This window comes from Citrifermentans bemidjiense Bem, from assembly GCF_000020725.1.
Taxonomy (GTDB): domain Bacteria; phylum Desulfobacterota; class Desulfuromonadia; order Geobacterales; family Geobacteraceae; genus Geomonas; species Geomonas bemidjiensis.
The window spans coordinates 1,320,346-1,345,058 of record NC_011146.1; the positions used below are offsets into that span (position 1 = coordinate 1,320,346).

Here is a 24,713-nt window from a genome sequence, read left to right on the forward strand (position 1 = left end):
TTCCGCGTCAACGTGGAGCTACTACTACCCGCTCGAAGCTCTGCATCCATGGCGTCTCGTCGCGCTGCAATCCGTCTCCGCCGTCGCTGCCCCGGTACTTGTAGGTGAAGCGGAGCCTGTCGCCCGCCTTGACTGCCATCGGCAGCCGTATCGAGAAAGGCGCGCTCTCGTCCAGCTTGAGATCCGACGGGATGATGAAACTCACCTCGCGCCGCACCGGCTTTCCCTGGGGGGCAAGCAGTGCCACCCAGATTTCCAGGTCTCGCATCACGAAGTAGCGCACGTTTCGCACCACGCCGTCTATTACCGTCTGGTCGCCCTCGACCCGGGTCTCCCATCCCATCACCAGGTCGAACTGCTGATAATGCTCCGGCAGTGCGTTCATCCGCTGGCGGTAATCGGTAGAAGTCGTGGCGCAACCTCCCAGCAGTGCTCCCAATAATAAAATTAAACCGATCGTTGTTCTCATTTGAATGCCCCTCCTTTTGGCGAATCTAATTGTACGCGAGGAGCAGGAATTGACAAAAAAAAAGCTCCCCCGGCCAAGGCCAGGGGAGGGGACAGGTGAGGGAACCGATTGCTAAAAACCCTCTCCTTCCATACCGCCGTTCTCCAGGGAGACAGGTCCCTTCGGAGCCAGTCCCCTTCGCTCTCTGCGCTTTTCCTGGAGCGCTTTCAGTTCGGCGGCCTGCGCCGGGGTGAGCAGCGCCAGGAACTGCTTCGCCGCCCGCGCCCTGCTCACCGCCAGGTCCGCCTGCAATGCCGCCACCTTTGCCGCCTGCTCCCTGATGGCCGCTTCTTCGGCGCTTCCCGAACGTACCAGGTCCTGCATCCGGCTCCGCTCCGCCCTAAGGCTCTCCATCAGCGGCTTATGCTCGGCGGGGTTGCTCTCGAACAGCGATTTCGCCTGGGCCTGCTGCTGGTCGGTCAGTTTCAGCTCACGCGCCATCTTCTTGAAAAAGTCGCCGCCCCGGTGCCCCTTTCTGTGCTTTTGATGCTGGCCGGCTCCGGGGGACGGGTCCGCCCCGGTGTACTCTGCGAACGCGGTCTGGCCGCCAAAGGTGGCGGCTGCGGTGATGCAGGCAAGTAGGGCCAATTTTCTCAGATCTCTTTTCATGATGAGGCTCCTTTGGATGTGTTCTTCGGTGCGCTAGGCACGATATGGTATGAAAGGTAGCCGGCAATTGTGGAGGCAAAGTGGAAGAAGTGTGGAAATGCTATCTGGCTTTCGCTGTGAGAGTGGTCTTTTCTTTTTTTGCGGGAGCTGAACTTGATATCGGAGAAATCCATTGATAGAATGTGCTAACGCTTGCAACAATGATCTCTTAGGGGGGTGCCATGAAAGTCCCGGTTGTGTTTGCAGATGAAAGACGCGGCTTGGTAAAGGCAGAAGATCTTCAGGAACTGATCGAGCAGGCTGCCATTGTCTCTTTCCTTCGCAGCGACGGCGAATGCGTTCAGATCGCTACCGATGCTGTGAGAGGGATGGGGGGGAAGAAGTACCGCGGTCCAGAGCGCAGAGGCAACGTCCTTTTCTGCTGATCGCGCAGTTTTCAGCAAAAGCCACCGGCGCTGACCGAAGGCTGACCCTCATTGGGCCGGCCTTCGGCGTTTCAGGGTGCCGCCCCCCACCTGATTTACCCCGCTGTTGCCCCTCCCTTTTTATCTCTCCCCTTTTCGGTGTTATACGAATCACGACAAATTTACAGATCTGCAAAACAGAAAGCCTTCCTTTCGCATATCTGCGAATGCCCTCCTTATGAGCATTAGCAGTGATCAACGTGCTGATATTACGGCCGCATTGTCTGAAAGCCGGAGCAGTTTCAGCGGTACCGCTTTTTGCTGTTATGCGAAAAAGGGGATAGATGGTTCCTCCCCCCGGCTTTCATCTGTCAGCGTAAGTTGCTGTTTTTGCGTCTTTTGGTAGGATATACGAAACTTTAAAACGTTGGTATGCAAGTTGCTAACGTGAACGGTAAGAGTGGTCAATTCCAACATGGAGGTATAAAGGCATGTCCAAAACAACATCTAACAAGGGGTGGCAGGTAGTCATGGCCGGAACCGGAATCAACCTGGCGCTCGGGGTGCTGTATGCCTGGAGTATCTTCAAGGGTGCCATCAAGGCGTCCATCGAAAAAGGCGGCCCCGATGCGTTCCAGTGGAGCCTGAGTTCCATCAACGACCCGTATGCTCTTTGCTGTCTCGCTTTTGCTTTTTCCATGATCCTTGCCGGCAAATGCCAGGACAAGATCGGCCCGGCTAAGACCGCGTTGATCGGCGGCATCCTGGTCGGCGCCGGCTTCAGCCTCATGGGCTACTCCAACAGCTACGCAGCCTGGGTCACCGGCTTCGGCGTCCTGGCCGGCTCCGGCTTCGGTTTCGGCTACTCCGCCGCCACCCCTCCGGCGCTCAAGTGGTTCTCGTCCAAGAAAACCGGCCTCATCGCCGGCATCGTGGTCGCTGGCTTCGGGCTCGCGCCGGTGTACATCGCGCCGCTCTCCAGCTACCTCTTGGGCGCTTACGGCATCCAGCAGTCCATGTACATCCTCGCCGCCGGCTTCGCCGTCATCGTCTGCGGCCTCTCCTTCGCCTTGGCCAACCCCCCCCAAAGGGTTCGTTCCCGCCGAGCCGGTGATGAAGGGCGAAGAAGGCAAGCCCACTCCCGCCAAGAAGGCAGTGCACGACGCGACCGTGTCCGAGATGCTCCGCTCCCCCAAGTTCTACATGCTGTGGACCACCTTCTTCATCGGTGCAGGCGCAGGACTTATGGTGATCGGCTCCGTGGCAGGTCTCGCCAAGAAGAGCATGGGCCCCATGGCCTTCGTCGCCGTAGCCATCATGGCGATCGGCAACGCCTCCGGCCGCGTGGTTGCCGGCGTGCTTTCCGACAAGATCGGCCGCCGCGCCACCCTGACCATCATGCTCAGCTTCCAGGCGGTGCTGATGTTCGCGGCCGTCCCCGTCGTTGGCTCCGGTTCCGCGATGCTGCTGGTGCTCCTGGCCTCCCTGATCGGCTTCAACTACGGCTCAAACCTGACCCTCTTCCCCTCCTTCGCCAAGGACTACTGGGGGTTCAAAAACTACGGCCTCAACTACGGCGTGCTGTTCAGCGCCTGGGGCGTAGGCGGCCTCGTTATGGGGCGCGTCTCCGAGATGATGAACGCGCAGCCGGGCGGCCTGAACAAATCCTTCATCCTCGCGGGTTCCTGCCTTGCCTTGGGCACCATCGTCACCTTCTTTCTGCGTGAGAAGAAAGCGGTCGCTGTCGAGGCTACCGAGGTGGTCGGAGAGAAGGTCGCGGTCAAGGTTTCCGCCTAGTTTGGCTTTGGTAACAGGATGATAAAAAGCGGGGCCATGCATTTTGTGCATGGCCCTTTTTTTAACTGATGCTATTATGGCGCACCTGCTGGGTTCACTTTTTTAATTAGTCGAGAGGATCTTCAATGGATACTTCTTACGTCACCATCATGCTGGTGGTCTTTCTCGTGCTGACCGGTCTCGCCATAGACATCGGCTACATGTATGTAAGCGATGAGGATCTGCAGCATTCCGCGGAAATGGCAGCCCTGACCGGAGCCGAATCGCTGAAGCAGCGGCTGCTCTTCCAGGCGCAGCAGTCCCCGGAAAAGCTGGCGCAGGTCTCCGCGGACCCTCTGCAGTCGGCGGCACGCAGCACCGCCGTGGACAACGCGACCGGAAAACACAGCGCCTCTGCACTCGTCGCCCTCATGAACGATAACGGCAACGCCCTCTCCGAAAACAACGACATAACGGTCGGCTTCTGGAACATGAGCAGCCGCAGTTACACCCCCGGGGGGACCCCGGTGAACGCGATGCAGGTGCGGGCGCGGCGAACGGCGGAAAGCAGCTCCGTAGGGCTTGGCAGCCTCGGCACCTTCGTCGCCAAGATAAGCGGTACCGCCTCCTTCGGCTCCACGCCGGTTGCGGTGGCGGCCCTGGTTCCCGGCACCCGCTCCAACATCGCCATCTGCGCCGCCGCCTGCGAGCCCTCCTGCAGCTATCCCGACGTCTGCAATATCGCTGAACGAAAGATGAGCCACGCGCCATGGGATCCGCGCAGGGAAAATTCCAGCGCCAACCGCTACCTATACACCTCGCTTTTGCACCCGGTCACCATCACCAACACCATGTCCGACTTGGTCTGCCAGGAGATGCCGGTGCAGGAAGTCTGCGGCCTCCCCATCTTCACCGCCGCCATGAAGACCGACGCCATCCTGCGCGACCTGAAGGCGATGATGTACGACCCGAACGTGGACAGCTCCAACAAGGAGTACGACAACAACGGGAAACTCGCGGGATGGTGGGTGGTGGTCCCCGCCACCGACTGCGCCGGCTTCCAGGCGGGCGAGACCTTCGAGCAGCACACGGTGGTGAAGTATTCGCTAGTCCGCATCAGCAGGATCTGCGCCGGCGGGGAACCCGGCTGCGGCAAGACCTCGGCCCGCGCCGACCAGCCGTCAGCCGCCTGCGTCCCCGGCGGGGAAGGGCTTTATATCGACCGCATCTCCTGCGTCGGCTGCGGCAACGCCTCGAAGAGGCAATTCTTCGGGCTGCGCCCGGTCCTGGTCAACTAGCGGCACGCCATGGCATGCCGCAACGAACAGCCACCAAGCGAACTGGTCAAGGCGGTAGAGGAATTCAATCGCGAGGAGTGGTTCGAGTGCCACGAGACACTGGAAGAGCTCTGGGTGGGGGAGAAGGGGGAGCTGAGGGATTTCTACCAGGGGGTGCTGCAGATAGCCGTCGCGCTGCATCACTGGCATAACGGCAACTTCAAGGGCGCCCTCATCCTGCTGCAAAAAGGCGGCGACTGCCTGCGGCGCGTGTCGGCTGTCTGCCTGCAGGTGGACGTGGCGCGGCTAAGGGGCGATGCCGCAGCGTTCCTCGAAAAGCTTTCCGCAGCGGGCGAGGAGCGCATGGCCGAGGTGGAGCCAAACCTGGCGCCTAAGCTGCATCTGTTTTCTTGAAACAAAAACAGCCGCCTTCCGGTCAACCCGGGGGGCGGCTGTTCTTTTTGCGAGGTTAAACGGCGCCTCTACTTGAGGATGGTGACCTTGCCGTCGTCCAGGTCGTACTTGGCCGAGACGATCTTGATCTTTCCTTCCTTCACCAGGTGCGCGACGATTTTGGACTTCTTGGTCAGGTCAGCAGCCACATCCTTGGCGTTTTGTTCAGCGGCGCACTCGATGATTTCCTCTTTGGATTTCCCCTTGCACTTAGCCTTGGCCTTCTTGGCTGCGGGCTCGATGGCCTTCACGATGGCCTCGATATTCCCTTCAGCCTTACCTTTGGCCCCAACGGTTGCGGTCACTGCGCCGCAACGCTCATGCCCCAGCACCATGACCAGCGGGGATTTCAGGTGTTCCGCCGCGTACTCGACGCTTCCCAGCACCAGCGGGTCCGCCACGTTGCCGGCCACGCGGATCACGAAGACCTCGCCCAGAGCCTGGTCGAAGACGATTTCGGGCGGAACGCGGGAGTCGGAGCAGGAGAGGATGATGGCGTACGGCTGCTGCCCTTTGGCCAGTTTGCCGCGGGCCGTAGCGTCGCAAAGAGCCGACGCATGCATCTTGCTTTCCACATAGCGGTTGTTGCCGTCGACCAGTTTCTGCAGTGCTTCGTCGGCGCTGATCCCTGCGCCCGCGCCCGAGGCGAAAGCGATCCCTACCGTTGCTGCCAGCGCCGTTGCCAGCACTGCGATCCTGCCTGCCACCTTGCTGCTTTTCATGGTTGCTCCTCCTTTTGATGGAAATCTGGAATACCCGGAACTCTCTTCGGGTGAACGACACTTTCGCGCGACCTAAAAAAGCGAATTAATTTACATGAAAAAGATAATTATTCCAAATTAATTTTTTTATTACCTTTGCTGTACTTTGCGGGAGGGGCTTCAGCGGAAGGGGACGAGGGCGTTGCCGTGTTGACAACCGGTGACGGTTCGGGCACATTAGGCGGGACGAAAATCCGAAGGAAAAGAGGTTCTTCAAAGATGTTCTGGCTGCAATTGGCAGGTGTGGCGGCGCTCGTCACCGTAGGTATATTCGGTATCGCATTTCTTGAAGAGAAGCTGGTGAGCGGTCCGCGTCGCCGGCAACTCCAGGAGAAGGCCCGCGAAAAAATAAACGCCGGCACCCGTCGCGAAGAATAAGGTCCATAGCTTCTCCCCATCTCATAACCCGCGCGGCGTCGGTCTTTGGCACGCAATACCTTTCGCCAATCACCGCGCCGCCATGGCTTCACTACTCCCGCTACATTAATCCGCCGTCCCCCCCCCGACTTTTCCACTATCCTCACTTCGTTTCTTCATACGCTGGCAGGCGAGTTACCTGCGACTTACCTGTCCTCAAAGAGGCGTCAACCGCACTGCTGCAACAAGTAGTGCTGCACAAACAATAGGCTAGTCTGCCTCTTTTTTCATTGGAATGGTAACAGGGATCACGCAAGCGCCGCGTGTAGTTCTCATGAAATTGATAACTTAACGAGGTTTTGCCGGTGTGGCATGGCTTCTGCTATCTCTGGGCAGGACGCGAAGCACAACGAAGTGCAGCGGACGATTAGACAGGCAATGGCGCCTTTCCACATTGGTGGGAGGCGCCTTTTTTTATTCATCGAAAGGGGGAGGATCAGCCGCGGCGGCTGACAGGCTCATACGGTTAAGGTAGTACCAAATCCAAAATTACAAAGGAGTAAGTAGATGAAAAAAACCATGAAGACCCTTATTATGGCAACGGCGCTGACCATGGCAACCACCGGAATCGCAATGGCGACCCCTTCCACCCAGATCTGGATCCCGTCGACGGACGTCCAGGGGTACAAGAGCCTGCACCTTGGCATCGACAACTACACCCGCACCTCCAACAACTCCGCCGTGAGCCACGTCTACGACCTTGGCCTCACCGCTGGCGTTCTCCCCTTCGAGAAGCTGCAGGGCGAGGTCGGTATCGACTACATCACCAACGGCAACAACGGTTACGACAGCCAGCCGCTCTACTTCAACGCCAAGCTCGGCACCCCCGAGGGCTCCCTCTTCGAAGGCTCGCCTGCGCTCGCCCTCGGCGGTTACGGCTTCGGCACCAACCGGGACAAGGGGAGCGCCTTCCGTACCGATCAGGACGTGATTTACGGCCTGGCAGCGAAGACCTTGCCCGTTGTCGGGCGCCTTTCCGCCGGCTACTACGTCGGCAACGATAAACTGCTGCTCGACGTCAACGGCAACAAAGAAAACGACGGCGTGCTCCTCTCCTGGGACCGCACCATGAGCGAGATCTCCGACAAGCTATGGGTTGCAGTCGACTACCAGGGTGGCAAGAACGCCCTCGGCGCACTGAGCTTCGGCGCTTCCTGGGCCTTCGCGAAAAACGTTTCCGTCATCTTCGGCTACGACATCTACAACGAGAAGAAGCTGGCAGGCGAGAACACCTTCACCACCCAGCTCGACATCAACTTCCCGTAGCACTGTCAGCTCTCGGACGATTCAAAGCATGAAGCAAAGAGGAGAGGGGAGACGGTACTGTCTCAGGGAAAGAAGGATTCAGTCTCTAAACTTTTTTCGACAAAAAGGTTGACTGTCATTGGAAGCCTGTGGTACAAGTAGGGACTCAATGACGCGGGGTGGAGCAGTCTGGTAGCTCGTCGGGCTCATAACCCGAAGGTCACAGGTTCAAATCCTGTCCCCGCAACCAAATAAACAAAAGGCACCCGGTTCCGACCAGGTGCCTTTTTTCTTTTGTTCCCGCTAAGTCAGGCGCGGCCCCGTCCCCGAACTTGCTCGGAGGCTCGGTCACCCACCTCTTTTACGTCGCTGCACGCCTCCATCACCTCGAGAAGCTCGGTAACCTCCTCCAGCAGTTCAACGGCCGGTTCAGACTGGCACGGAAGTTCCAAGGCGGTAACCGTCGAGCGTAAGCTGGTGGCCACTGCCAGACCATCATCAGGTGGCTTTAGCCCGATGATTGGGCTGGGGAGCCTGCAATGTGTCCGTTCCCTTTGGTGGGGGGGGTAAACACAACTCCTGGAGCACCAGACAGCGTTACCAATTCGTTACCTATGAGACGCTGTTACACGTAATAGATCTTGCGTAATGACTGAGTTTGATTGGAAATCTGTGTGTCAGTATACGGCTAAACAGCTGTTTATGAGAGTGGTATATTTTTTGCTGTACGCCTGCAACTGTTTCGAGGATGACAAAAGAAGAGGCTGTGCGTGACTGCGATGGCCAAATGAGAGTCGGTAAATAGGTAGCTGAGTTCTTGAGGGGGGATGGCATGGAATTACATAAACAACAAATTATGAGAACCTTATTAAAAAAAATCACAGCCGTTGCTTTGACTGCTTCTGCTGCACTTTTACTGCTCGGTTCAATAGCCTTGGTTGCGCCACTAGACGTTTCGGCTGCAGAAAAACAATATCTGCCCAGTGCTCCGGCTAATCCAACAATACATCAGGTCTACTATGACACCACTGTCAAACGTGAGTACATATACAATGGGCAGGAATGGGTCCCGCATGATGCTTCTATCAATGGCTACATTTTGAAGAAGTATAAGAAGCCCAATACGCCTCAAAATAATCCGACGGCAGCTGGCAATTCACTTCAATAATTGGCAGGGAGTGTTACATGAAAGGACTATTTACTATATCGCTCTGTTCAGCGGCCCTGTTCCTGGCTGGGCTTATCTCTGTGGGCCACGCAGCGAACTATTGCCTTGACGCGAATAACAACGACCTGTGCCCTAATAGCATTCATACGAAGCACCAGGCGTTCATGGATGACTGCAAGGGGTGTCATGACCTTAGCAGCTCGTTTGTGGCGTCGAATTCATTCTTCAAGGATAGTTCCAAGCGAGCCTTTCAGCCCGGCGGTCCCGCCCCGATTTTCGTCCCGTCCGGTGCGTGGAGCTCGCCTCAGACAACTAACCCGGCGACTTGCTCAAACATAGCGTGTCACAACATCCCGCCCGGTACTTTCACCTACTACATATATGACTATGGCATTGATGCGTCAGTGCCTGTGACAGTCAGCTACGGCGGCATGAGCAATGCGACTGCCAAATGGCAGGACGACCCTGCCACCAACTGCAACAGTTGCCACGGCAACCCCCCCCTGGGGAACGTGTGGCATAACGGCTCTCATGGCAACGGTATACCGGGGGGGAATAATTGTGAGACATGTCACCCCGATGCGAAATCAAATGTGGCACCTGACGGGAAGACTATAGTCTCCAATTACATCACCGCGCCAAGTCAACACCAGAATGGAACTGTGAACGTAGTTGCGAACTTTAACTCCAACTGTTTCGGCTGTCACTGATACGGATTTGCACTACTAACTGGATAACCGGTGATCCCTATGACGAAAAGACTGATACTTATAGCACTGTTCATTAGTATGCTGGGCATTATAAGCACCAATGCCGGCGCAGTTGATGCTCCTCATACCAGCGTCTGCATAACGTGTCATAACTCGGCGGCGCCTGCGGACAGCAACCTGTTCAATGGTACCTGCCTGAGGTGTCACAGCGCGACCGGCTCCTCTGTTTACAAGTTCAGCGATGCCGACCAGGGCAACACCTCGCACCGGTGGGGGGGGAGTGTCGTCAATCCCGGCGCCGGTGCCCAGTCGCCATCTGTAGGGGCTATGGTTCAGGTGCAGGGCTACACCGGGTCCCAGCTCTCCTGTGCGAACTGTCATAACCCGCATCTGGATACCAACAAGAGGTTCCAGCGTATCGCCAATGGCGCTGACCAGATGTGTGTCGATTGCCACCGGTCGCGTGCTGCAACAACCGCTGCAGCAGGAACCCACCCTGTTTTCGTCGGATATAGCGCCGCAGTGAAAGCTTCCCCTGCGAAGTTTGTCGGCATGACCCCGGTAAACGCGAATCCCGCCAATCCGACCTCTGACCTCGGAAGCCGGTTCAGCGCCGACGGCAAAATTCTTTGTTCGACCTGTCACAGGGTGCACTCCGCGGATTCGCGCAGCTCTAACTACGTGAACGGCTTCAAGAACCTCAGTTCCGGCGACGGCAATATCCTGCGCACCAACCCGCGCGGAGCAACAGTCGCCCCCGGAGCCCCAGATTCCATAAACATCTGTACTAACTGTCATGCTGGCAAGATGAGTCACAACGGGAAGGGACAGGACATCCAGTGCATCGACTGCCACGGCGCCCACGTTGAGTACGATCCCAGGGACCCGACTGCTGCGCAGGGCCGCAACATCAAACTTATCCGCCGCTATATGCCGGGGAGCAGCAGCCAGGTATTCTTCCGCTACACCGGCAGCCGCATGGAGTACAAGAACGGTTCCGGTACCGGTGTCTGTGAGGGTTGCCACACCCCGCCTGCTTCCATTCCGGAACACGCAAGCACCGATCCCAAGGTCTGCAACAAGTGCCATGCCCACAACAGCACCAAAGGTTCCTTTACGGCGTCCTGCGATAGCTGTCATGGGTATCCGCCGACGGTTACCCAGTGGTTCGATCCCGGAAAACCACACAGCAGCAACAATGACTGCAGTCTGTGCCACAACACCAGTCCCTCGGTGCACATGAACGGCATCCTTGATCTACGCTGCGACGGTTGCCACGGTTTCCCGCCCAACTATCCCAACGGCAGCACCAAGGCGAACAGCCACGGCAGCCATAATTTCAGCTGTGACAAATGCCACTTCGGGACGACCACGACCGGAACCACCATTACCAACACGGCCAACCACGAGAACGGCGTCTATGACGTCACCGCCGGGCCGGGCGCATCCTTCACCTATCAGTACCTCTCTACCGGCGGGACCTGCTCCAACATCAACTGCCACAGCGGTAACGGTATCCTCACCAATCCGGCGCCGGTCAGTTGGGGGACCTCGCTAGGCTGCATCGGGTGCCACGGCGATTCCTCCACCCTCGCTTCCGGGTCGCATGCCAAGCACCTTCAAAAAGGAGCAGGCTGCGCCGATTGTCACTCCGCCACGGCAAAAACCAATACCACGCTGGTGGCAAACGGGGCGCACATGGACAGTGCCGTGGAAGTGAACGGCTCAAGGCTTGCCGGGATGAGCAGCAACAAGACCTGCACCAGCGCCTGCCACCTCGCAGCCACTCCGCAGTGGGGCGTAGCCAGCACCGGCGCCTGCGGTACCTGCCACGGCACCGTGCCGTCTCCGGGAAGCGCCCTGATAGCCAGCGGCGCCCACTTTGCCCACTTCTCAAGTTCGGCCACCTCCTACGGGCCGATGCTGACGCAGACCTCCGTGACGAGTTGCCAGGCCTGCCATAGCAACAGCGGGGACCCCAGTCCGGCCCACGTGAATGGCGTCGTCGATTTTAATATCGGTCTCGGCTACTTGAGCGCTGGAACCGGCACCTGCACCCCCTGCCATCAGCAGCGGGTAAGCTGGACCTCCGGCGCGGTGACATGCGAGAGCTGCCATACAGGCACCCTCTCGGTGATCAACGGCGTCGCCGCCCAGGACAAGGGGCTCGCCGCCACCCGCGGCCACGGCGCAGCAGGGAAGGGATGTCTCTCCTGCCACGATAGGAACCAGCGCCACATCGGTGGCGCCGGCAGGCTAATAGCTCCGCTCACCGTCAGCTTCAACGCTGAGTGCAGCTATTGCCACAACAATGCTGCGGTGGTGCAGGCAAACCACCTCAACATGGCCAGCCACGTGACCACTAAGGGCGGAGATGCCGCCATGGCGTGTACCACCTGCCACGATCCGCACGGCACCAGCAACCTCTCCCAGATCAGGACAGTGATCAACGGCAAGAGCATCACCTACACTGAAGCCGGCGCCGGTCTGGTCAACCTGACCACCAACATGGGACTTTGCCAGGTGTGCCACACCAAAACCGCGCACTACCAGGCAGGGGTTCCGGAAACCGGGGGGCACCCCACCACAGGCTGCCTCTCCTGCCACAGGCATGATTCCGCTAGGGCCGCCTTCATGCCGCTTGGTACCTGCGATGCCTGCCACGGCTATCCGCCGGCGCCCAAGCGCACCGCCAGCGCCGTGATCTTTGGCAGGATGAACAACTGGTCCAGCGCTCGCTTCGAGGACTACTCCGGCGGCGGCGGGGCTCACTTGGTGGCAGCGCACGTCTCGCCGTTCGCCAAGGCCTCGGAAGGGTGGGCCAACTGTGCTGTGTGCCACAACGCGGGTGTAACCGGCTCCGCACCGTACCACAAGATGGCCACTCCGGTTAAAGACTACATCGAAAACGTAACGGTCATGGTGGACAACAGCTTGCGCTTCGCCAACAGCTTCACCGTCTACACCGGCGCGCGCCTCACCAGCGTCCCCGGTGCGAACGTCACCGGCAGCTGCTTCAACATCGCCTGCCACATGAGCCCGTCGGTCAGGTGGAGCAGCGAAAGATAATCAAGTTTCTGGATCAAATACCGATTCAGCTTGAACAATAAAAAGGGCAACAAAGGAAAGTATCTAAATTGGAGGGAAAGATGTTACCTAAGTACGGAGGACGATGTTTGTTCGGGTTGGCACTTCTGGTGCTGACACTGATGACGCTTGGTGCCGGACAGGCACAAGCTGCTTCGCAGTACAGCTATGACTGTACCTTCTGTCACCAAATGCCGCCGCTGGATTCCGCCAACGCGAAGAAGGACCCCAACACGGGCGCCATTCCCGGCAACCACCAGGGTCACGCTTCGGCAGCGGTCAATTCCTGCGCCAAGTGCCACGGCGACGTGAGCGGCTACGCCATGGGCCACAGGAACAAGACCATCGAGCTTGCCGACGGCATCGGCTACTCGCGGAAGATCGCAGCCGGGTTCGTGAACCAGACCTCGGTACCGCCGACCCCGATGGGTTCCTGCTCCACCGCGGCCTGCCACAGTAACGGCAAGGGCACCCTTAAGGCCACCCCGGCCTGGGGCGCTGCACCGTTCCAGGCTCCCGGCGACTGCTCCCAGTGCCACGACGTAGCTCCGGCTACCGGCAACCACCCGACACTCAATAGCAAGCACGCCTCCTACTTCGGCACCGGTACCGGCTCCTGCGTTAAGTGCCATACCGACCACAGCGCTCAGGCAAAGCCCTTCAGCCACGCAACCTCCGCCGGCCGTGCCATCGAAGTGGTGCTCCCCGACGGCGGCTCCTTCGCCGGCAACCAGTGCGCCAACCTCTACTGCCACAGCAACGGCCAGGGTAGCTTCACCCCGCCGACCTGGGGCGCTTCTCTTAGCTGCGCCGGCTGCCACGGCGACGCGACCAGCAACACCCTCTCCGGCAAGCACGCCAAACACGTGAACAACGCCGGCTTCCTCGGCACCAACTACGGCTGCGTGGAGTGCCACTCCGCCACCGTGACCGACAACAACACTATCGGCAACTTCAACAACCACGTCAACAAGAACAAAGACGTCGCGGGCGCCCACGTAGGGACCCCGGTTGCCGGGACCTGCTCCACCTCCTACTGCCACACCGACGGCAAGGGAGTCCAGAAGACGGTTACCTGGACCCAGACCCAGGCGCTGGACTGCAAAAGCTGCCACGGCTCCGACACGGCGCCTGGTGCTGTCGCCTCCATCGCCGGCGAGCCTAACTACAAGAACGACGGTATGGACCAGCCGCGCGCCAACAGCCACGCAAACCACGTATTCAGCGCTGCCAGCTGCCAGAACTGCCACGTCAACACCACCACCGACGGCCTGACCATCAAGGCCGGCGCTCCGCACACCGACGGCACCCGCAACGTAGCAGCCGGCAACGGCAAGAGCTTCACCATCGCAGGGAACAGCTGCTCCGCAGTATCCTGCCACGACGGCGGCGGCAAGATCGCAGGCGTCGGCGCTGCCAAATGGGGCCAGTCGCTTGGCTGCAACGGCTGCCACGGCGACGCCGCAACCCTTACCACCAACGCCCACGCGGCTCACGTTTCCACCAAGGGCTATGCCTGCGACACCTGCCACGCGCAGACCGTCACCGGCAGCACCACCTTTGCCGACAAGACCCTGCACGGCGACGCCATCGTCGAGGTTGCCGGCGTCAAGGTAACCAGCTTCGCCACCGACACCAAGAACTGCGCCACTTCCTGCCACCTTTCCGGCACCCCGAAGTGGAACGACAAGAACTCCGGCGCTTGCGGTACCTGCCATAAAGCGCTTTCCACCACCGCGAACGGCCTGGTGAGCAGCAACGCCCACTCCGCCCACTTCACCGCAACCTACGGCCCGGGCTTCGACGGCGCCGCTGCCACCTCCTGCTCCGGCTGCCATACCCCGAACACCGCGGCCAGCCACGCAGACGGCACGCTTAACCTCGCCATCGGCTACAACAAGATCGGCACCTGCTCCTCCTGCCACAAGCAGTCGACCAACTGGACCACCGGGCGCGTTTCCTGCGAAAGCTGCCACAGCACCGCAGGGGGCCAGCTCTCCGTCATCGGCGCCCTCACCGCTCCGGACAAGACCCTGGCAGCGACCGCGGGCCACGGCAAGACCGGAATCAACCAGTCCTGCTCCGCTTGCCACGACGCCAACTCCGCACACATCAACGGCATAGCCGGCGACCAGAAGCGTCTCTTGGGCGCCTTGACCGGCGCGGACAACCAGGAATGTAACTACTGCCACACCGACGCAGGCAAGGTGGCCGGCGCCGCTCTGAACGTGAAGGTGCACCGTCCCACCGGCGCACTCGGCGCCAAGTGCTCCGACTGCCACAACGCGCACGGTACCGCAAACAGCATGATGATTAACGGCACGATCAACGGGACCGCGGTGAGCTTCACCACCGTCAACACCTTCGCCAACGGAGCACGCACCGGCGTCTGCCAGGTCTGCCACACCACGACCCAGTACTTCACCAAGGCCGGGCAGCCGGAGGCAACCCACGTGGATTCCACCACGAACTGCCTCGAGTGCCACCAGCACAACCCGGCAACCGGCCTCGCCTTCGTTCCCAACGGCGGATGCGACGCCTGCCATGGCTACCCGCCGGCTCCGAGAAAAACCATCTCCGCAGTCACCTTCGGTGTCCAGGGCAACTGGTCTTCCGCCCGCTTCGAAGACTACTCCGGCGGCGGCGGCGCCCACGCGGTTGCAGCTCACATCAAGAAAGACGCCAAGCCTTCCGAGGGTTGGGCAAACTGCCTCCCCTGCCACAACGGCGGCAACGATGCTCACTCAAGGGCGCTGCCGATCAGGAACCACGTGGACAACGTCACCGTCAAGATCGATCCGCAGTACCGCTTCAGCGACGATCCGTTCCTGGGCTACACTTCCGCCCAGCTGGTCAACGGCGGGGTCAACAAGTCCGGCAGCTGCTTCAACGTGAGCTGCCACTTCAAGAAGACCAAGCCGTGGAGTATCGAAAGGTAGTAGATAGGCAACAATAGTATTAATTTGCTGTTAATGTTCAGTAAATACGTAGTAAATATGTCTGAATCATAGTACTAACGTAGTACCTAGGAAACTAGGTACTACGTTAGTACAGCATAAATATTGCGTCGGTGCTGCGTATGTAGTAAACGAGCGAGACATCAGCAGAAAAAAATTAAAACTTTGTAGGGATTAACTTTACTTAATACTGTAAAGTACGTTACAAGCTTCCGGCGGGGGAATTTCTCCTCAGCCGGATAACAAGCTGGTTCAGGTATAGATCAGAGGGTTAGAGAAGGAGCTTAAAATGAAGAGCTACCGCAGACCTGGATATGGCAATCTCCGAACGATCCTTACTTTGGTGCTGTTCGGCGTTGTGATGTTCACTGCATCGCTGGCGCTGGCCGCGCCCCAGTACGACCTTAAGTGCGACGATTGCCATACCATGCCTCCGCTCGACTCTCTGACGGGGCAGCGTGAGCCGGATGCCGGTTCGATTCGCGGCAATCACCAGACCCATGCCGGAAGCACGGCTGACAGCTGCGCCAAGTGTCACGGGCCGCAGGTGACCAGCACCGGGCATCGCGACGGGGTCATTCAGGTGCGGCAGGATCTGAACGGCCGCGCCGGAGCGAGCTACAGCAGGGGGTTCTTCAACCAGACCTCCGTCCCCCCGGCAAACCTTGGGACCTGCTCCAACGTCAACTGCCATTTCGAGACGGTGACCCCCGAATGGGGCACGCCGGCTCTGGGTGAGCCTTTCGGCACCTCCTGCGCGACTTGCCACAAGGCCGTTCCCGACAGTTACGCACATACTAAACACCTGGCGTTGTACGGCAGCGACCTTACCGTCTGCGCCAAGTGCCATATCGACCACACCCAGGAAGCGAAGCCGTTCCAGCACGCCACCAGCGCAGGGCGGAACATAGCCGTGACCGTCGGCTCCTATGCCGGGTCCAACTTCGCTTACCTCCCCAGCCAGTCCGCCACCAGGGTTGTGGGGAGCTGCTCCAACCTTTACTGCCACAGCTCAGGGCAAAGCGCCACCGGCGGACCGCTTGGCGCCGGCGACTACAGCGCCCCGCGCTGGAGCGACCCGGCTACCGGCGCCTGCAACACCTGCCACAAGACCTCTGCGCTTGCCTCCGGTAGCCACAGCAGCCACTTGGCCTCCAACGGCGACTGCGGCAAGTGCCATGTCAACGCAACTGCGACAAGCTACACGGCGCCGACCCACGTGGACGGCAGCATCGACGTGGGCCTGGGCGGGTACGACAAGGCAGGCGCCCCGGGCAACGGCTACGGCAGCTGCTCCAACGCAACCTGCCACCAGAGCCCCTACGGCACGCAGGCCACACCGTCCCCGCAGTGGGGCCAGAGTGCCGGCTGCAGCGCCTGCCACAACAACGCCGGCGCCTTCGCCGCCAACGGCGCGCCCGACACCGGTAGCCACGGCAAGCACATGGCGCTTGTGGGCTCGGCCTGCAACCAGTGCCATGACGGCGCGGTCAAAAACACAAGCGGCGGGCTCAGCCACGCCAACGGCACTGTCGAAGTAGCCAACGACTACATAGGCTCTCCGGTGCAAAAGCACGCGCCGGGAACCTATACCGGGAGCTGCTCCTCCGCCTCCTGCCACGCCGACCCCTACGGCCCGCTGCCGATTCAGTCGCCGGTGTGGGGGCAAAATTCCGGCTGCGCGGCCTGCCACCGCGGCGCCGGCGCCTTCACCGCCACAGGCGCGCCGGCAACCGGCAGCCACGACAAGCACATGGCCCTCCCCGGGACCGGCTGCGGCGTATGCCACTCCGGCGCGGTCAGCGGCGTCTCCGGCGGCCTGACCCACGCCAATACCAAGGTGGACGTCAGCAACTACTCGCTCTCCCCGGTTGACAAACACCCGATCGGGACCTACGGCGGCACCTGCTCCAACTCCTGCCATGCCGACGGCAACGGAAAGCAGTCCCAGACCCCGGTCTGGGGCGGGAACATGCCGGCAAACTGCAGCGGTTGCCACGGCGGCGCGGCAGGCCTCGATACCGTCGCCATCTCGACCGGCAAGCACCGCTCCCACATGAACAACTACACGACCATGGGGCGTGACAACAACCTCATGTGCGCCGAGTGCCACGCGAAGACGGTTTCGCTTGCCAGCAACACCGTGATCACCGGCACCAGCCACTCCAACAGCTTCAAAGACTACTCCGGCGTCAAGGCGGGGGGGAGCGCCAACTACGATACCTCTAGCGGCATCTGCTCCAACGTCTACTGCCACAGCTCCGGCCAGGCCACCCCGGTCTTTGCCAGCATGACCGGCTCCAAGAACTGGCGCGGCGACGCCAAGCTCTCCTGCAACGGCTGCCACGGCAAGACCGCCAACGCAACCTGGGTCAGCGCTGCAGGTGCTCCTAACTACGCCAACAAGTACGACGGCACGCTGAAGACCGCCAACAGCCACGAAAAACACACGGCGAACATGACCGACTCGACCGGTTGCGCCAACTGCCACAGCTCGACCGTCGACAGCGGCGTCGCCGGCAAGATGCGCGACTACTCTTCCAATCACTTGAACCGCGTCCGCGACGTCGACTTCAAGGTGGGCGGAACCTACACCGAGGCGAACAAGAGCTGCGCCACCTACTGCCACAGCAACGTCCAGGGGGCCAGCGGCACCGGCCAGCCCACCGTCTTCGGAAATCCCGTCTGGGGCGCCAACGGCACCCTTACCTGCGGCAGCTGCCATAGCAACATGGCGACCCTGCAGGAAACCGCGCAAGACCTGACCCTGGGTAGCCACAAGCGCCACACCGTGGACAGCGCCTACAGCTGCTCCGTCTGCCACGGCGCCGGCAACTCCGCAAGCACCACCGGCCCCTCGCACGCCAACGGTACCATCAACCTCTCATTCACCGACAAGGGGACCGGCACCACCTACTCCCAGGCCCTGGATAACACCCCGGGCAACGGGTACGGCACCTGCTCCACCAGCGCCTGCCATGGCCGCGCAACCCGCAACTGGGGGGTCTCCACCACGCTTCCCACCTGCGAGAAGTGCCACGGCTCGGCGAACACCGCCCAGACCAGCGCGACCTTCAAGGACACAGCAGGTAGCCCCACAGGCCCCTACGTCGGGACCCACGTCTCGCACCTTGCGGGCACCCACAACTACTCCAACCCGATCACCTGCGACCAGTGCCACAAGGTCCCGGGGACGGTCGATGCGCAAGGGCACATGGACGGCGTCCCCGCCGCTCTCACTTGGGGCACGCTCGCCACCCATCCGAGCTACGCCGGCGGCGTGGCAGGCGCAGCCATGGTACCCGGGTACGATCAGGCAACGCGCACCTGCAACAACACCTACTGCCACGCGGGTGTCAGGAAGACCTCCGACGGCACAGCCCAGGGGACCGGCGCCAGCCCGGGCTGGAACGACCCGGCTTACCTCGGCGGCACCGGCTGCAACAAGTGCCACATGAATCCGCCGGCGTACCCGCACTCGGCGAGCACGAACTGCTCCGCCTGCCATAACCACGTGGCGCAGTCCAACGTCGCCTTCACTGACAAGAGCAAGCATATGGACGGCATCGTAGAAGTGACCGTCGACGACTGCCTCGGCTGCCACTCTTCGACCAACCTCTGCGCACCGGGCGACCCGACCTGCGTCAATAAGGAGCTGGTCGGGGCGCACAAGTTCCACACCGACGCCGAACTGTTCCTGGCGGGCAAGAAGCTCTCCGCCGGCGACTTCATCGACACCTCGTGGATCTACGGGATCGTGTACAAGGACGGCTTCCCGAAATACGGCTGCGGCTTCTGCCATCCGATGGATTCCGGTACCCACAAGAACTCCACCGTCGAACTCGACCTCGACCCGAGCCACAGCCTGGCCGGCACCGTCAAGACCAAGAACAAGGCGGGCGGCCCGTGGGTGATGAGCTACACCATGGGAAGCAGCGTGGTCTGCAACAACGTCTACTGCCACTCCAACGGCTATGTCTCAGAGACAACGCAGCAGTACCAGTTCCAGACCACTCCGGACTGGTACGCGGTGGACCCGTGGGGAAGCGTAGACAAGTGCTCGCAGTGCCACGGCAACTCGCCTAACTCCGGCGGCAAGGAAGGTTCGGCGGCTCACGCTCGCCACGTAGTCGGCAACCACTACAACGACATCTTCGACGGCTACAGCGCCAGGATCGCCGTTGCAGGCGCGCCGGGCTCAGGCGCCGCCCACGGCGACCCGGCCACCTCGACGACCTTCAACTGCAACCTGTGCCACAACGCGACCGTCGCGGTCTCCTTCAACGACAAAGGTAGCGTCTGCTCAAGCTGCCACGTGACCGCCGGCTCCGCTCCGCTCAAAGGGAACCTGCAGGTCCTGGCCACCAGCCAGACCCACATCAACGGCGACGTCGACGTGGTATTCATGAGTCCGTTCAATGTGAAGTCCAAGGCGCAGCTCAGGATGGGCGTCGAGGCAGTCCAGTCGGTGTACACCTCCTGGACCCGCGTGAACGGTTACAAGACCGCCACTTCCTACGACCAGGCCCGGACCACTCCGAGCTACGTCGGCGGTACCTGCTCCACCGTCGCCTGCCACAACGGCACGCAAATGGAGTGGCGCACCAAGGGGCCGCTGGCCTGTGCAGCCTGCCACATCGGGCTGCCGCAATAGGGGGGCATGACCGTGTATCAAAACGAAGACAACCATGACACATCGAGTGCAAAGGCAGGTGAATTAGCATGGGAAAAGTGATCGTTAAAAATATCAAGGGCATGGGATGGGGCGCGAGAACCTGCCTGATCGCGGTGTTTACCCTGTTGGCGGTCGTGCTCTGCTTGCAGATGCGCGACGCCAGGGACGCCCAGGCGGCGGTAGCGGTACAGACCCAGTGGGCCATCATCGGGACCGGCAGCACCTCGACGCTGCCCGCCATGACGCTGGCCAAGGGGGCGGGGAACAACCGCTTGCTGGTGGTGAAGGTGGTGGCCGAGTACAGCACGGCCATCAGCACCTTCACCCCGACCGTCAGCTACGGCGGACAGGCCCTGACCAAGATCGTGGCGACCGACACCACGAGCCGCCAGAAGGTCTGGTTCGGGTACCTGAACGAGGCCAAGATCGTGGCGGCCACAGGGACCACCCCGAGCATAACGGTCAGCTGGAACTCGACGCCGCAGTCCGGTGTCGGCCTTTCGGCAGCCTTCTACTCTAACGTGAACCAGGCGACGCCTACCACCGGTTCCCGTGCGGTGGCCTCGGATACCTCCGCGACGACACCGACTAGCGGCACCGTAAGCGTCACAGCCGGCGGCACGGCCATCTACGGCTCCAACCTGAACGGCGCCTTGGTCGCGAGCGTGCCGACAGGTTACACCGAGCACTTCGACACCGCGAACAGCACCCTTTACCAGGACGCGGTCGGCTCCAAGCCGATCACGGTAAGCGGCACGGAAAACCCGCTCCCGACCTGGACCTCCGCGCGCTACGGTTTCGCCGTGATCGGGCTTAACCCCGCCACCACGACGCTCGGCGCCGGCGTCGCAGGGAGCTCGATCAACGTGGCACCCGGAGCGACCGCGCAGAAGCTCGATGGCTTCTCGCTGGTGACCGGTTCCGCCGGGACCACCGATTCGGTGACCGGCCTGACCGTCACCACCACCAACAACGCGGCCATCGCCAGCTTGTCGATCCAGAACGAGGCGGGCACCACCACCTACTTCACCGCGGTCAACAACCCCGGCTCCAACACCTGGAACTTCAGCGGCGGCACACCGATCCCGGTGACCAACACGGCCGCCAACTACAAGATAGTGGCGACCTACAAGAGCCGTGCGGCCGGCGCTCCGGCGGGGCTCACCGCCACCACGGCCGTCGTGTCCGCCATCACCAGCGGCAACGTGATGACCGGAAGCGACGCGGTCGACACCACGCTGACCCTCTCCAACGTCCACGCCGCCTCCACCTGGGGCACGAACAGCTCGACCAGTTCCAGCATCACCCTGAACTGGAGCTACGGCACGGCGGGGCAGAGCGTGGTAATCGTCCGCTATACTGCCAATACCGACACCACCAAGCCCGCGGACGGCAAAACCTATGTCGCGGGAGTCGACACCCTCGGCACCGGTACCGTCCGCTACGTCGGCAACCTCTCCACCTTCACCGACAACGTTGGCCTCCAGACCGGGACCACCTACTACTATAAGATCTTCGAATACGACGGCTACGTTAACTACTACAACGCGAGCGACGTCTGGACAGGGCCTCTTAAGCTCCTCATCTCCGACGCCGTCGCGCCGAGCGTGAACCCGGGCTTCGCCGCCAAAACCCCGGGGAACACCCTGGCCGTTCCGATCACAGCCGGTTCCTTCGTCGGCACCGACAACGTCGGCGGAAGCGGGGTCTCCGGCTACCTGATCACCACCAACAACACCAGGCCTGCACCCAGCGATCCGGGGTGGACTGCCACGGCGCCTGCGAGCTACACCGTCGCCGCGGCAGGTACCTACACCCTCTATCCCTGGGTCAAGGATGCCGCCGGGAACGTTTCGGATCCCTACGGCGCTCCGGTGTCGGTAGTGGTGGACATGACCGCTCCTACCGTCGCCACCTTCACCGTCAACGCCCAGACCAACAGCCGCAACATCCCCATCGGCGGGATCACCGGCACTGACGTCGGCACCAACGTCGCGGCCTACCTGATCACCTCCACCAGCACCCAGCCCGCAGCAGGCGCTGCCGGCTGGAGCGGCACCGCGCCTGCCACCTTCCCGGTGGCAGCTGACGGGACCTACACCCTCTACCCTTGGGTGAAGGACGCAGCGGGGAACGTCTCCGCCGTTTCCGGACTGACCCGCTCGGTGCAGGTCGATACCGTCGCCCCGAGTGGCCTTTTGGCCGTCTCCCCCGCCGACGCTTCCATCGACCAGCCGCTCAATACGACGCTGCAGTGCACCACCGCCACCGACGCAGGCGTAGGGAACGTCAGCTACTACTTCGCCATCAACGACGGCGCCGCCTACTCGACGAACAGCGGTTGGATCGCCTCCACCTCGTGGGCGCCCGCAGGTCTTGTCGCAGGCACCACCTACACCTGGACCGTCACGGCTCGCGACGGCGTGGGTAACTCGGCCTCCGACGCGCCCAGGACCTTCACCACGGCCGCGGCCTGCGTCCGTAACGATCCGACCGTCACCCTCTTGACCCCGACCGGCGGCATCGCTTCCACCATCTCCGTCGATGGCGGGACCTCGGTCTACAACCTCAAAGTGGTCAACAACGACTACGGCGGGTGCGGCTCCACCACCTTCAACCTCGGCGTGTCCGATACCGATGTCGGGGCCGTCTTCGATCCGCCGACCGTTGCGGTCCCCTCGGTCAACCTCGCCCCGGGCGCACAGACCACCGCGACCGTGACCGTCAAGGCCACCGTGGACCACTTAAGCGGCTCCGGCAAGACCCGCGCCTTCACCGTCGCCGACCTGTACCATGCCGCGGTGACGACCGGCGACGTGCAGACCACCCTCAACGTGGTGAGCTGCACCAAGAAGACGCCGCTTCTCATCGTGGGGCCGGATTCCGGCTATCTTAACCGCGGCGGCAGCATGACCTACACGGTATCGGTGAAGAACACCGACTCGGGTAGCGGCTGCACCCCGGTCACCTACAACCTCGCTATTCCGTCGGAGACCAACACGACGGACTTCAACGCCTCGTCCTTCAGCGCTCCGAGCCTGGTCCTCAACTCCGGCCAGATCGGTTCGGTGACCCTCACCGTCAGCGCCAAGTCGACGGCGGCGAAGAACGTGGTCAATAAAACCACCGTGGCCGCCTCGGCGGCTCTGCATACCGCGCCGGCCAACGTTGCGGTCAACTCGACCGTCAACAACCCGATGCTGCACAACTCCGACAGCACCGGCTCCACCAAGTGGAGCGCCAACGGCGGCTGGGGTATCCCGAGCGCCCGATACGGCGAATTCGACTGCACCACCTGCCACGTGCAGGGCGGGGCGGCCACCAGGAACGTGAACAGGATCCGCGAAACGGTCACCGCTCCCGATACAGCCAAGGGGCAGCTCCCGGGCGCCGGACAAGCGATCAACTACAGAAGGACCGCCGGTATCAACGGGACGCAGCCGGTACCGGGCTGGGATTCCGGGGCAACCCCCAGGGTCTCTTCCGGCAAGATCTGTGAGGTCTGTCACACCTACGACGCCACCGGCGCCAACGGTACCAAGGCGCACCCGTTTGCCACCACCGCGACCTTGGGCAACCACTTCGGCACCGACGGCAGGGACTGCATCGACTGCCATAAACACGGCAAAGGCTTCAGCGTCAAGGGGCTTGGCTGCACCGGCTGCCACGGCACCGAGACCGCGACCATCACCCCGGATAACCGCTACGTGGTGGCTCCGCCCAGAAACGCCTCTGGCCTGAACGGTACCGCGGCCGGCATCGGCCAGGTGAGCAACGACCCGAAGGTCGGGGCGCACCAGACCCACCTGAAGGGGACCCTCGGTTTCAGCAACTACTCGACGATCGATTACCGCTGCCAGGCCTGCCATGGCCCGCTGCCGACCAACTTCGACCATATAAACTCGAACTCCACCCCCGCGTTCCAGGGGCTGGCCACCAAAAACGGCGCCATGACCGCCAGCTACAGCGGCACCACGTGCAACAACACCTACTGCCACAACCCGGCAGGGGCCGGCGGAACGCTTCTGGCCGCCAACTCAGGGACCGCTGTGTTCCCCTCCTGGACCAGCGCGAGCTACGTGGCAGGCGGCGCCAAGTCGGTCGCCAACTGCAGCGTCTGCCACAAGGTCCCGGGCGTCACCGGCTTCCAGCCTGCGGGAACCCACTCGGGGATGAACACCGACACCACCGACTGTTCCGGCTGCCACGGCCATAACGGCGACGCAACCGGCACCGTGGCAGGGAAGAGGCACATGGACGGCATCAAGTGGGGCTCCGGCAACTGCGACAGCTGCCACGGCTACGATGTCGGCACCTGGGCTTCGTTCCCCGAGCGCTCCGGCGTGATAACCGGCAAAGGCGCCCACGAGAAGCACATCGCTTACCTCAAGACGCGCTACAACGTGGTGCTGACCCCGACCGCCGACGCCTTCGGAGTCGGTTCCTCGTGGACAGCGGTCTGCGGTGTGTGCCATAATGGCGCCGCCCACGACATGGGCGAAGCCATCCCCGGCACCGGGCGCACCATCTCCATTACGCCGGCCCGCCAGTTCGGCGGACTGCTGCCGGTCTACAACGGCATCGTCGGGACAGCGTCGGCGACCAAGCCGAAGACCTGTTCGAACGTAGATTGCCACTACAAAGAGACGCCGTCCTGGTAGTTTCC

14 protein-coding genes, 1 tRNA gene and 1 pseudogene are annotated in these 24,713 nt (G+C 61.4%); 13 read left to right on the top strand and 3 right to left on the bottom strand.

Annotation, left to right across the window (positions count from 1 at the left end; genetic code table 11):
- Positions 1–7: 7 nt before the first annotated feature.
- Both GBEM_RS05730 and GBEM_RS05735 read right to left on the bottom strand, forming a co-directional pair.
- Entirely contained in the window at positions 8–469 is a 462-nt protein-coding gene (locus tag GBEM_RS05730; protein ID WP_012529574.1) for a hypothetical protein, read from the bottom strand.
- Between the two features lie 111 nt (positions 470–580).
- Positions 581–1,117: a Spy/CpxP family protein refolding chaperone gene (locus GBEM_RS05735; RefSeq protein ID WP_012529575.1), complete on the bottom strand. Its 537-nt coding sequence runs from the start codon at positions 1,115–1,117 to the stop codon at positions 581–583.
- 221 nt (positions 1,118–1,338) lie between these two features.
- On the opposite strand from GBEM_RS05735, the gene GBEM_RS05740 reads away from it, so the two are divergent.
- From GBEM_RS05740 to GBEM_RS05755, 4 genes and pseudogenes are all read left to right on the top strand, one after another.
- Complete coding sequence (locus tag GBEM_RS05740; RefSeq protein WP_012529576.1) at positions 1,339–1,542, top strand: GSU3473 family protein; 204 nt, start codon at positions 1,339–1,341, stop codon at positions 1,540–1,542.
- Positions 1,543–2,012: 470 nt separating this feature from the next.
- Positions 2,013–3,318: pseudogene (locus tag GBEM_RS05745) on the top strand (L-lactate MFS transporter).
- A 125-nt stretch (positions 3,319–3,443) separates the two neighbouring features.
- A complete protein-coding gene (locus tag GBEM_RS05750) occupies positions 3,444–4,595 on the top strand; it encodes a Tad domain-containing protein (RefSeq protein WP_012529578.1) in 1,152 nt (383 codons plus the stop codon).
- Between the two features lie 9 nt (positions 4,596–4,604).
- Positions 4,605–4,988: a DUF309 domain-containing protein gene (locus GBEM_RS05755; protein WP_012529579.1), complete on the top strand. Its 384-nt coding sequence runs from the start codon at positions 4,605–4,607 to the stop codon at positions 4,986–4,988.
- 68 nt (positions 4,989–5,056) lie between these two features.
- Here GBEM_RS05755 and GBEM_RS05760 read toward each other — a convergent pair whose 3' ends face one another.
- The gene (locus tag GBEM_RS05760; RefSeq protein ID WP_012529580.1) at positions 5,057–5,749 is read right to left on the bottom strand and encodes a carbonic anhydrase; all 693 of its coding nucleotides are present in this window, start codon (positions 5,747–5,749) and stop codon (positions 5,057–5,059) included.
- A 258-nt stretch (positions 5,750–6,007) separates the two neighbouring features.
- On the opposite strand from GBEM_RS05760, the gene GBEM_RS21430 reads away from it, so the two are divergent.
- The 9 genes from GBEM_RS21430 to GBEM_RS05790 all read left to right on the top strand — a co-directional run bounded on the left by GBEM_RS21430 (position 6,008) and on the right by GBEM_RS05790 (position 24,708).
- Entirely contained in the window at positions 6,008–6,166 is a 159-nt protein-coding gene (locus tag GBEM_RS21430) for a hypothetical protein (protein ID WP_015838381.1), read from the top strand.
- A 546-nt stretch (positions 6,167–6,712) separates the two neighbouring features.
- Positions 6,713–7,471 (top strand): hypothetical protein, encoded by a 759-nt coding sequence (locus tag GBEM_RS05765; RefSeq protein ID WP_012529582.1) that lies wholly within the window; start codon positions 6,713–6,715, stop codon positions 7,469–7,471.
- A gap of 152 nt (positions 7,472–7,623) precedes the next feature.
- Positions 7,624–7,700: transfer RNA gene (locus GBEM_RS05770), tRNA-Met, on the top strand.
- A gap of 582 nt (positions 7,701–8,282) precedes the next feature.
- Positions 8,283–8,618 carry a hypothetical protein gene (locus GBEM_RS21195; RefSeq protein ID WP_012529583.1) on the top strand — a complete coding sequence of 112 codons (336 nt, stop codon included), beginning with the start codon at positions 8,283–8,285 and terminating at the stop codon, positions 8,616–8,618.
- Positions 8,619–8,782: 164 nt separating this feature from the next.
- Positions 8,783–9,328, top strand: a complete 546-nt coding sequence (locus GBEM_RS22175) for a CxxxxCH/CxxCH domain c-type cytochrome (RefSeq protein WP_226373958.1) — start codon at positions 8,783–8,785, stop codon at positions 9,326–9,328.
- A 39-nt stretch (positions 9,329–9,367) separates the two neighbouring features.
- Complete coding sequence (locus GBEM_RS05775; RefSeq protein WP_012529585.1) at positions 9,368–12,397, top strand: cytochrome c3 family protein; 3,030 nt, start codon at positions 9,368–9,370, stop codon at positions 12,395–12,397.
- A gap of 80 nt (positions 12,398–12,477) precedes the next feature.
- Positions 12,478–15,354 carry a CxxxxCH/CxxCH domain c-type cytochrome gene (locus tag GBEM_RS05780; RefSeq protein ID WP_012529586.1) on the top strand — a complete coding sequence of 959 codons (2,877 nt, stop codon included), beginning with the start codon at positions 12,478–12,480 and terminating at the stop codon, positions 15,352–15,354.
- A gap of 307 nt (positions 15,355–15,661) precedes the next feature.
- Entirely contained in the window at positions 15,662–20,026 is a 4,365-nt protein-coding gene (locus GBEM_RS05785) for a CxxxxCH/CxxCH domain c-type cytochrome (RefSeq protein ID WP_012529587.1), read from the top strand.
- Positions 20,027–20,094: 68 nt separating this feature from the next.
- A complete protein-coding gene (locus tag GBEM_RS05790; RefSeq protein WP_012529588.1) occupies positions 20,095–24,708 on the top strand; it encodes a cytochrome c3 family protein in 4,614 nt (1,537 codons plus the stop codon).
- The last annotated feature ends 5 nt before the right edge of the window (positions 24,709–24,713 follow it).

Bases quoted from the DNA above. Each gene is read 5' to 3' on its own strand.
- GBEM_RS21430 (WP_015838381.1), top strand. From the start codon at position 6,008: ATGTTCTGGCTGCAATTGGCAGGTGTGGCGGCGCTCGTCACCGTAGGT.
- GBEM_RS22175 (WP_226373958.1), top strand. From the start codon at position 8,783: ATGGATGACTGCAAGGGGTGTCATGACCTTAGCAGCTCGTTTGTGGCG.
- GBEM_RS05730 (WP_012529574.1), bottom strand. From the start codon at position 469: ATGAGAACAACGATCGGTTTAATTTTATTATTGGGAGCACTGCTGGGA.
- GBEM_RS05750 (WP_012529578.1), top strand. From the start codon at position 3,444: ATGGATACTTCTTACGTCACCATCATGCTGGTGGTCTTTCTCGTGCTG.
- GBEM_RS21195 (WP_012529583.1), top strand. From the start codon at position 8,283: ATGGAATTACATAAACAACAAATTATGAGAACCTTATTAAAAAAAATC.
- GBEM_RS05775 (WP_012529585.1), top strand. From the start codon at position 9,368: ATGACGAAAAGACTGATACTTATAGCACTGTTCATTAGTATGCTGGGC.
- GBEM_RS05790 (WP_012529588.1), top strand. From the start codon at position 20,095: ATGGGAAAAGTGATCGTTAAAAATATCAAGGGCATGGGATGGGGCGCG.
- GBEM_RS05785 (WP_012529587.1), top strand. From the start codon at position 15,662: ATGAAGAGCTACCGCAGACCTGGATATGGCAATCTCCGAACGATCCTT.
- GBEM_RS05765 (WP_012529582.1), top strand. From the start codon at position 6,713: ATGAAAAAAACCATGAAGACCCTTATTATGGCAACGGCGCTGACCATG.
- GBEM_RS05755 (WP_012529579.1), top strand. From the start codon at position 4,605: ATGGCATGCCGCAACGAACAGCCACCAAGCGAACTGGTCAAGGCGGTA.
- GBEM_RS05780 (WP_012529586.1), top strand. From the start codon at position 12,478: ATGTTACCTAAGTACGGAGGACGATGTTTGTTCGGGTTGGCACTTCTG.
- GBEM_RS05760 (WP_012529580.1), bottom strand. From the start codon at position 5,749: ATGAAAAGCAGCAAGGTGGCAGGCAGGATCGCAGTGCTGGCAACGGCG.
- GBEM_RS05735 (WP_012529575.1), bottom strand. From the start codon at position 1,117: ATGAAAAGAGATCTGAGAAAATTGGCCCTACTTGCCTGCATCACCGCA.
- GBEM_RS05740 (WP_012529576.1), top strand. From the start codon at position 1,339: ATGAAAGTCCCGGTTGTGTTTGCAGATGAAAGACGCGGCTTGGTAAAG.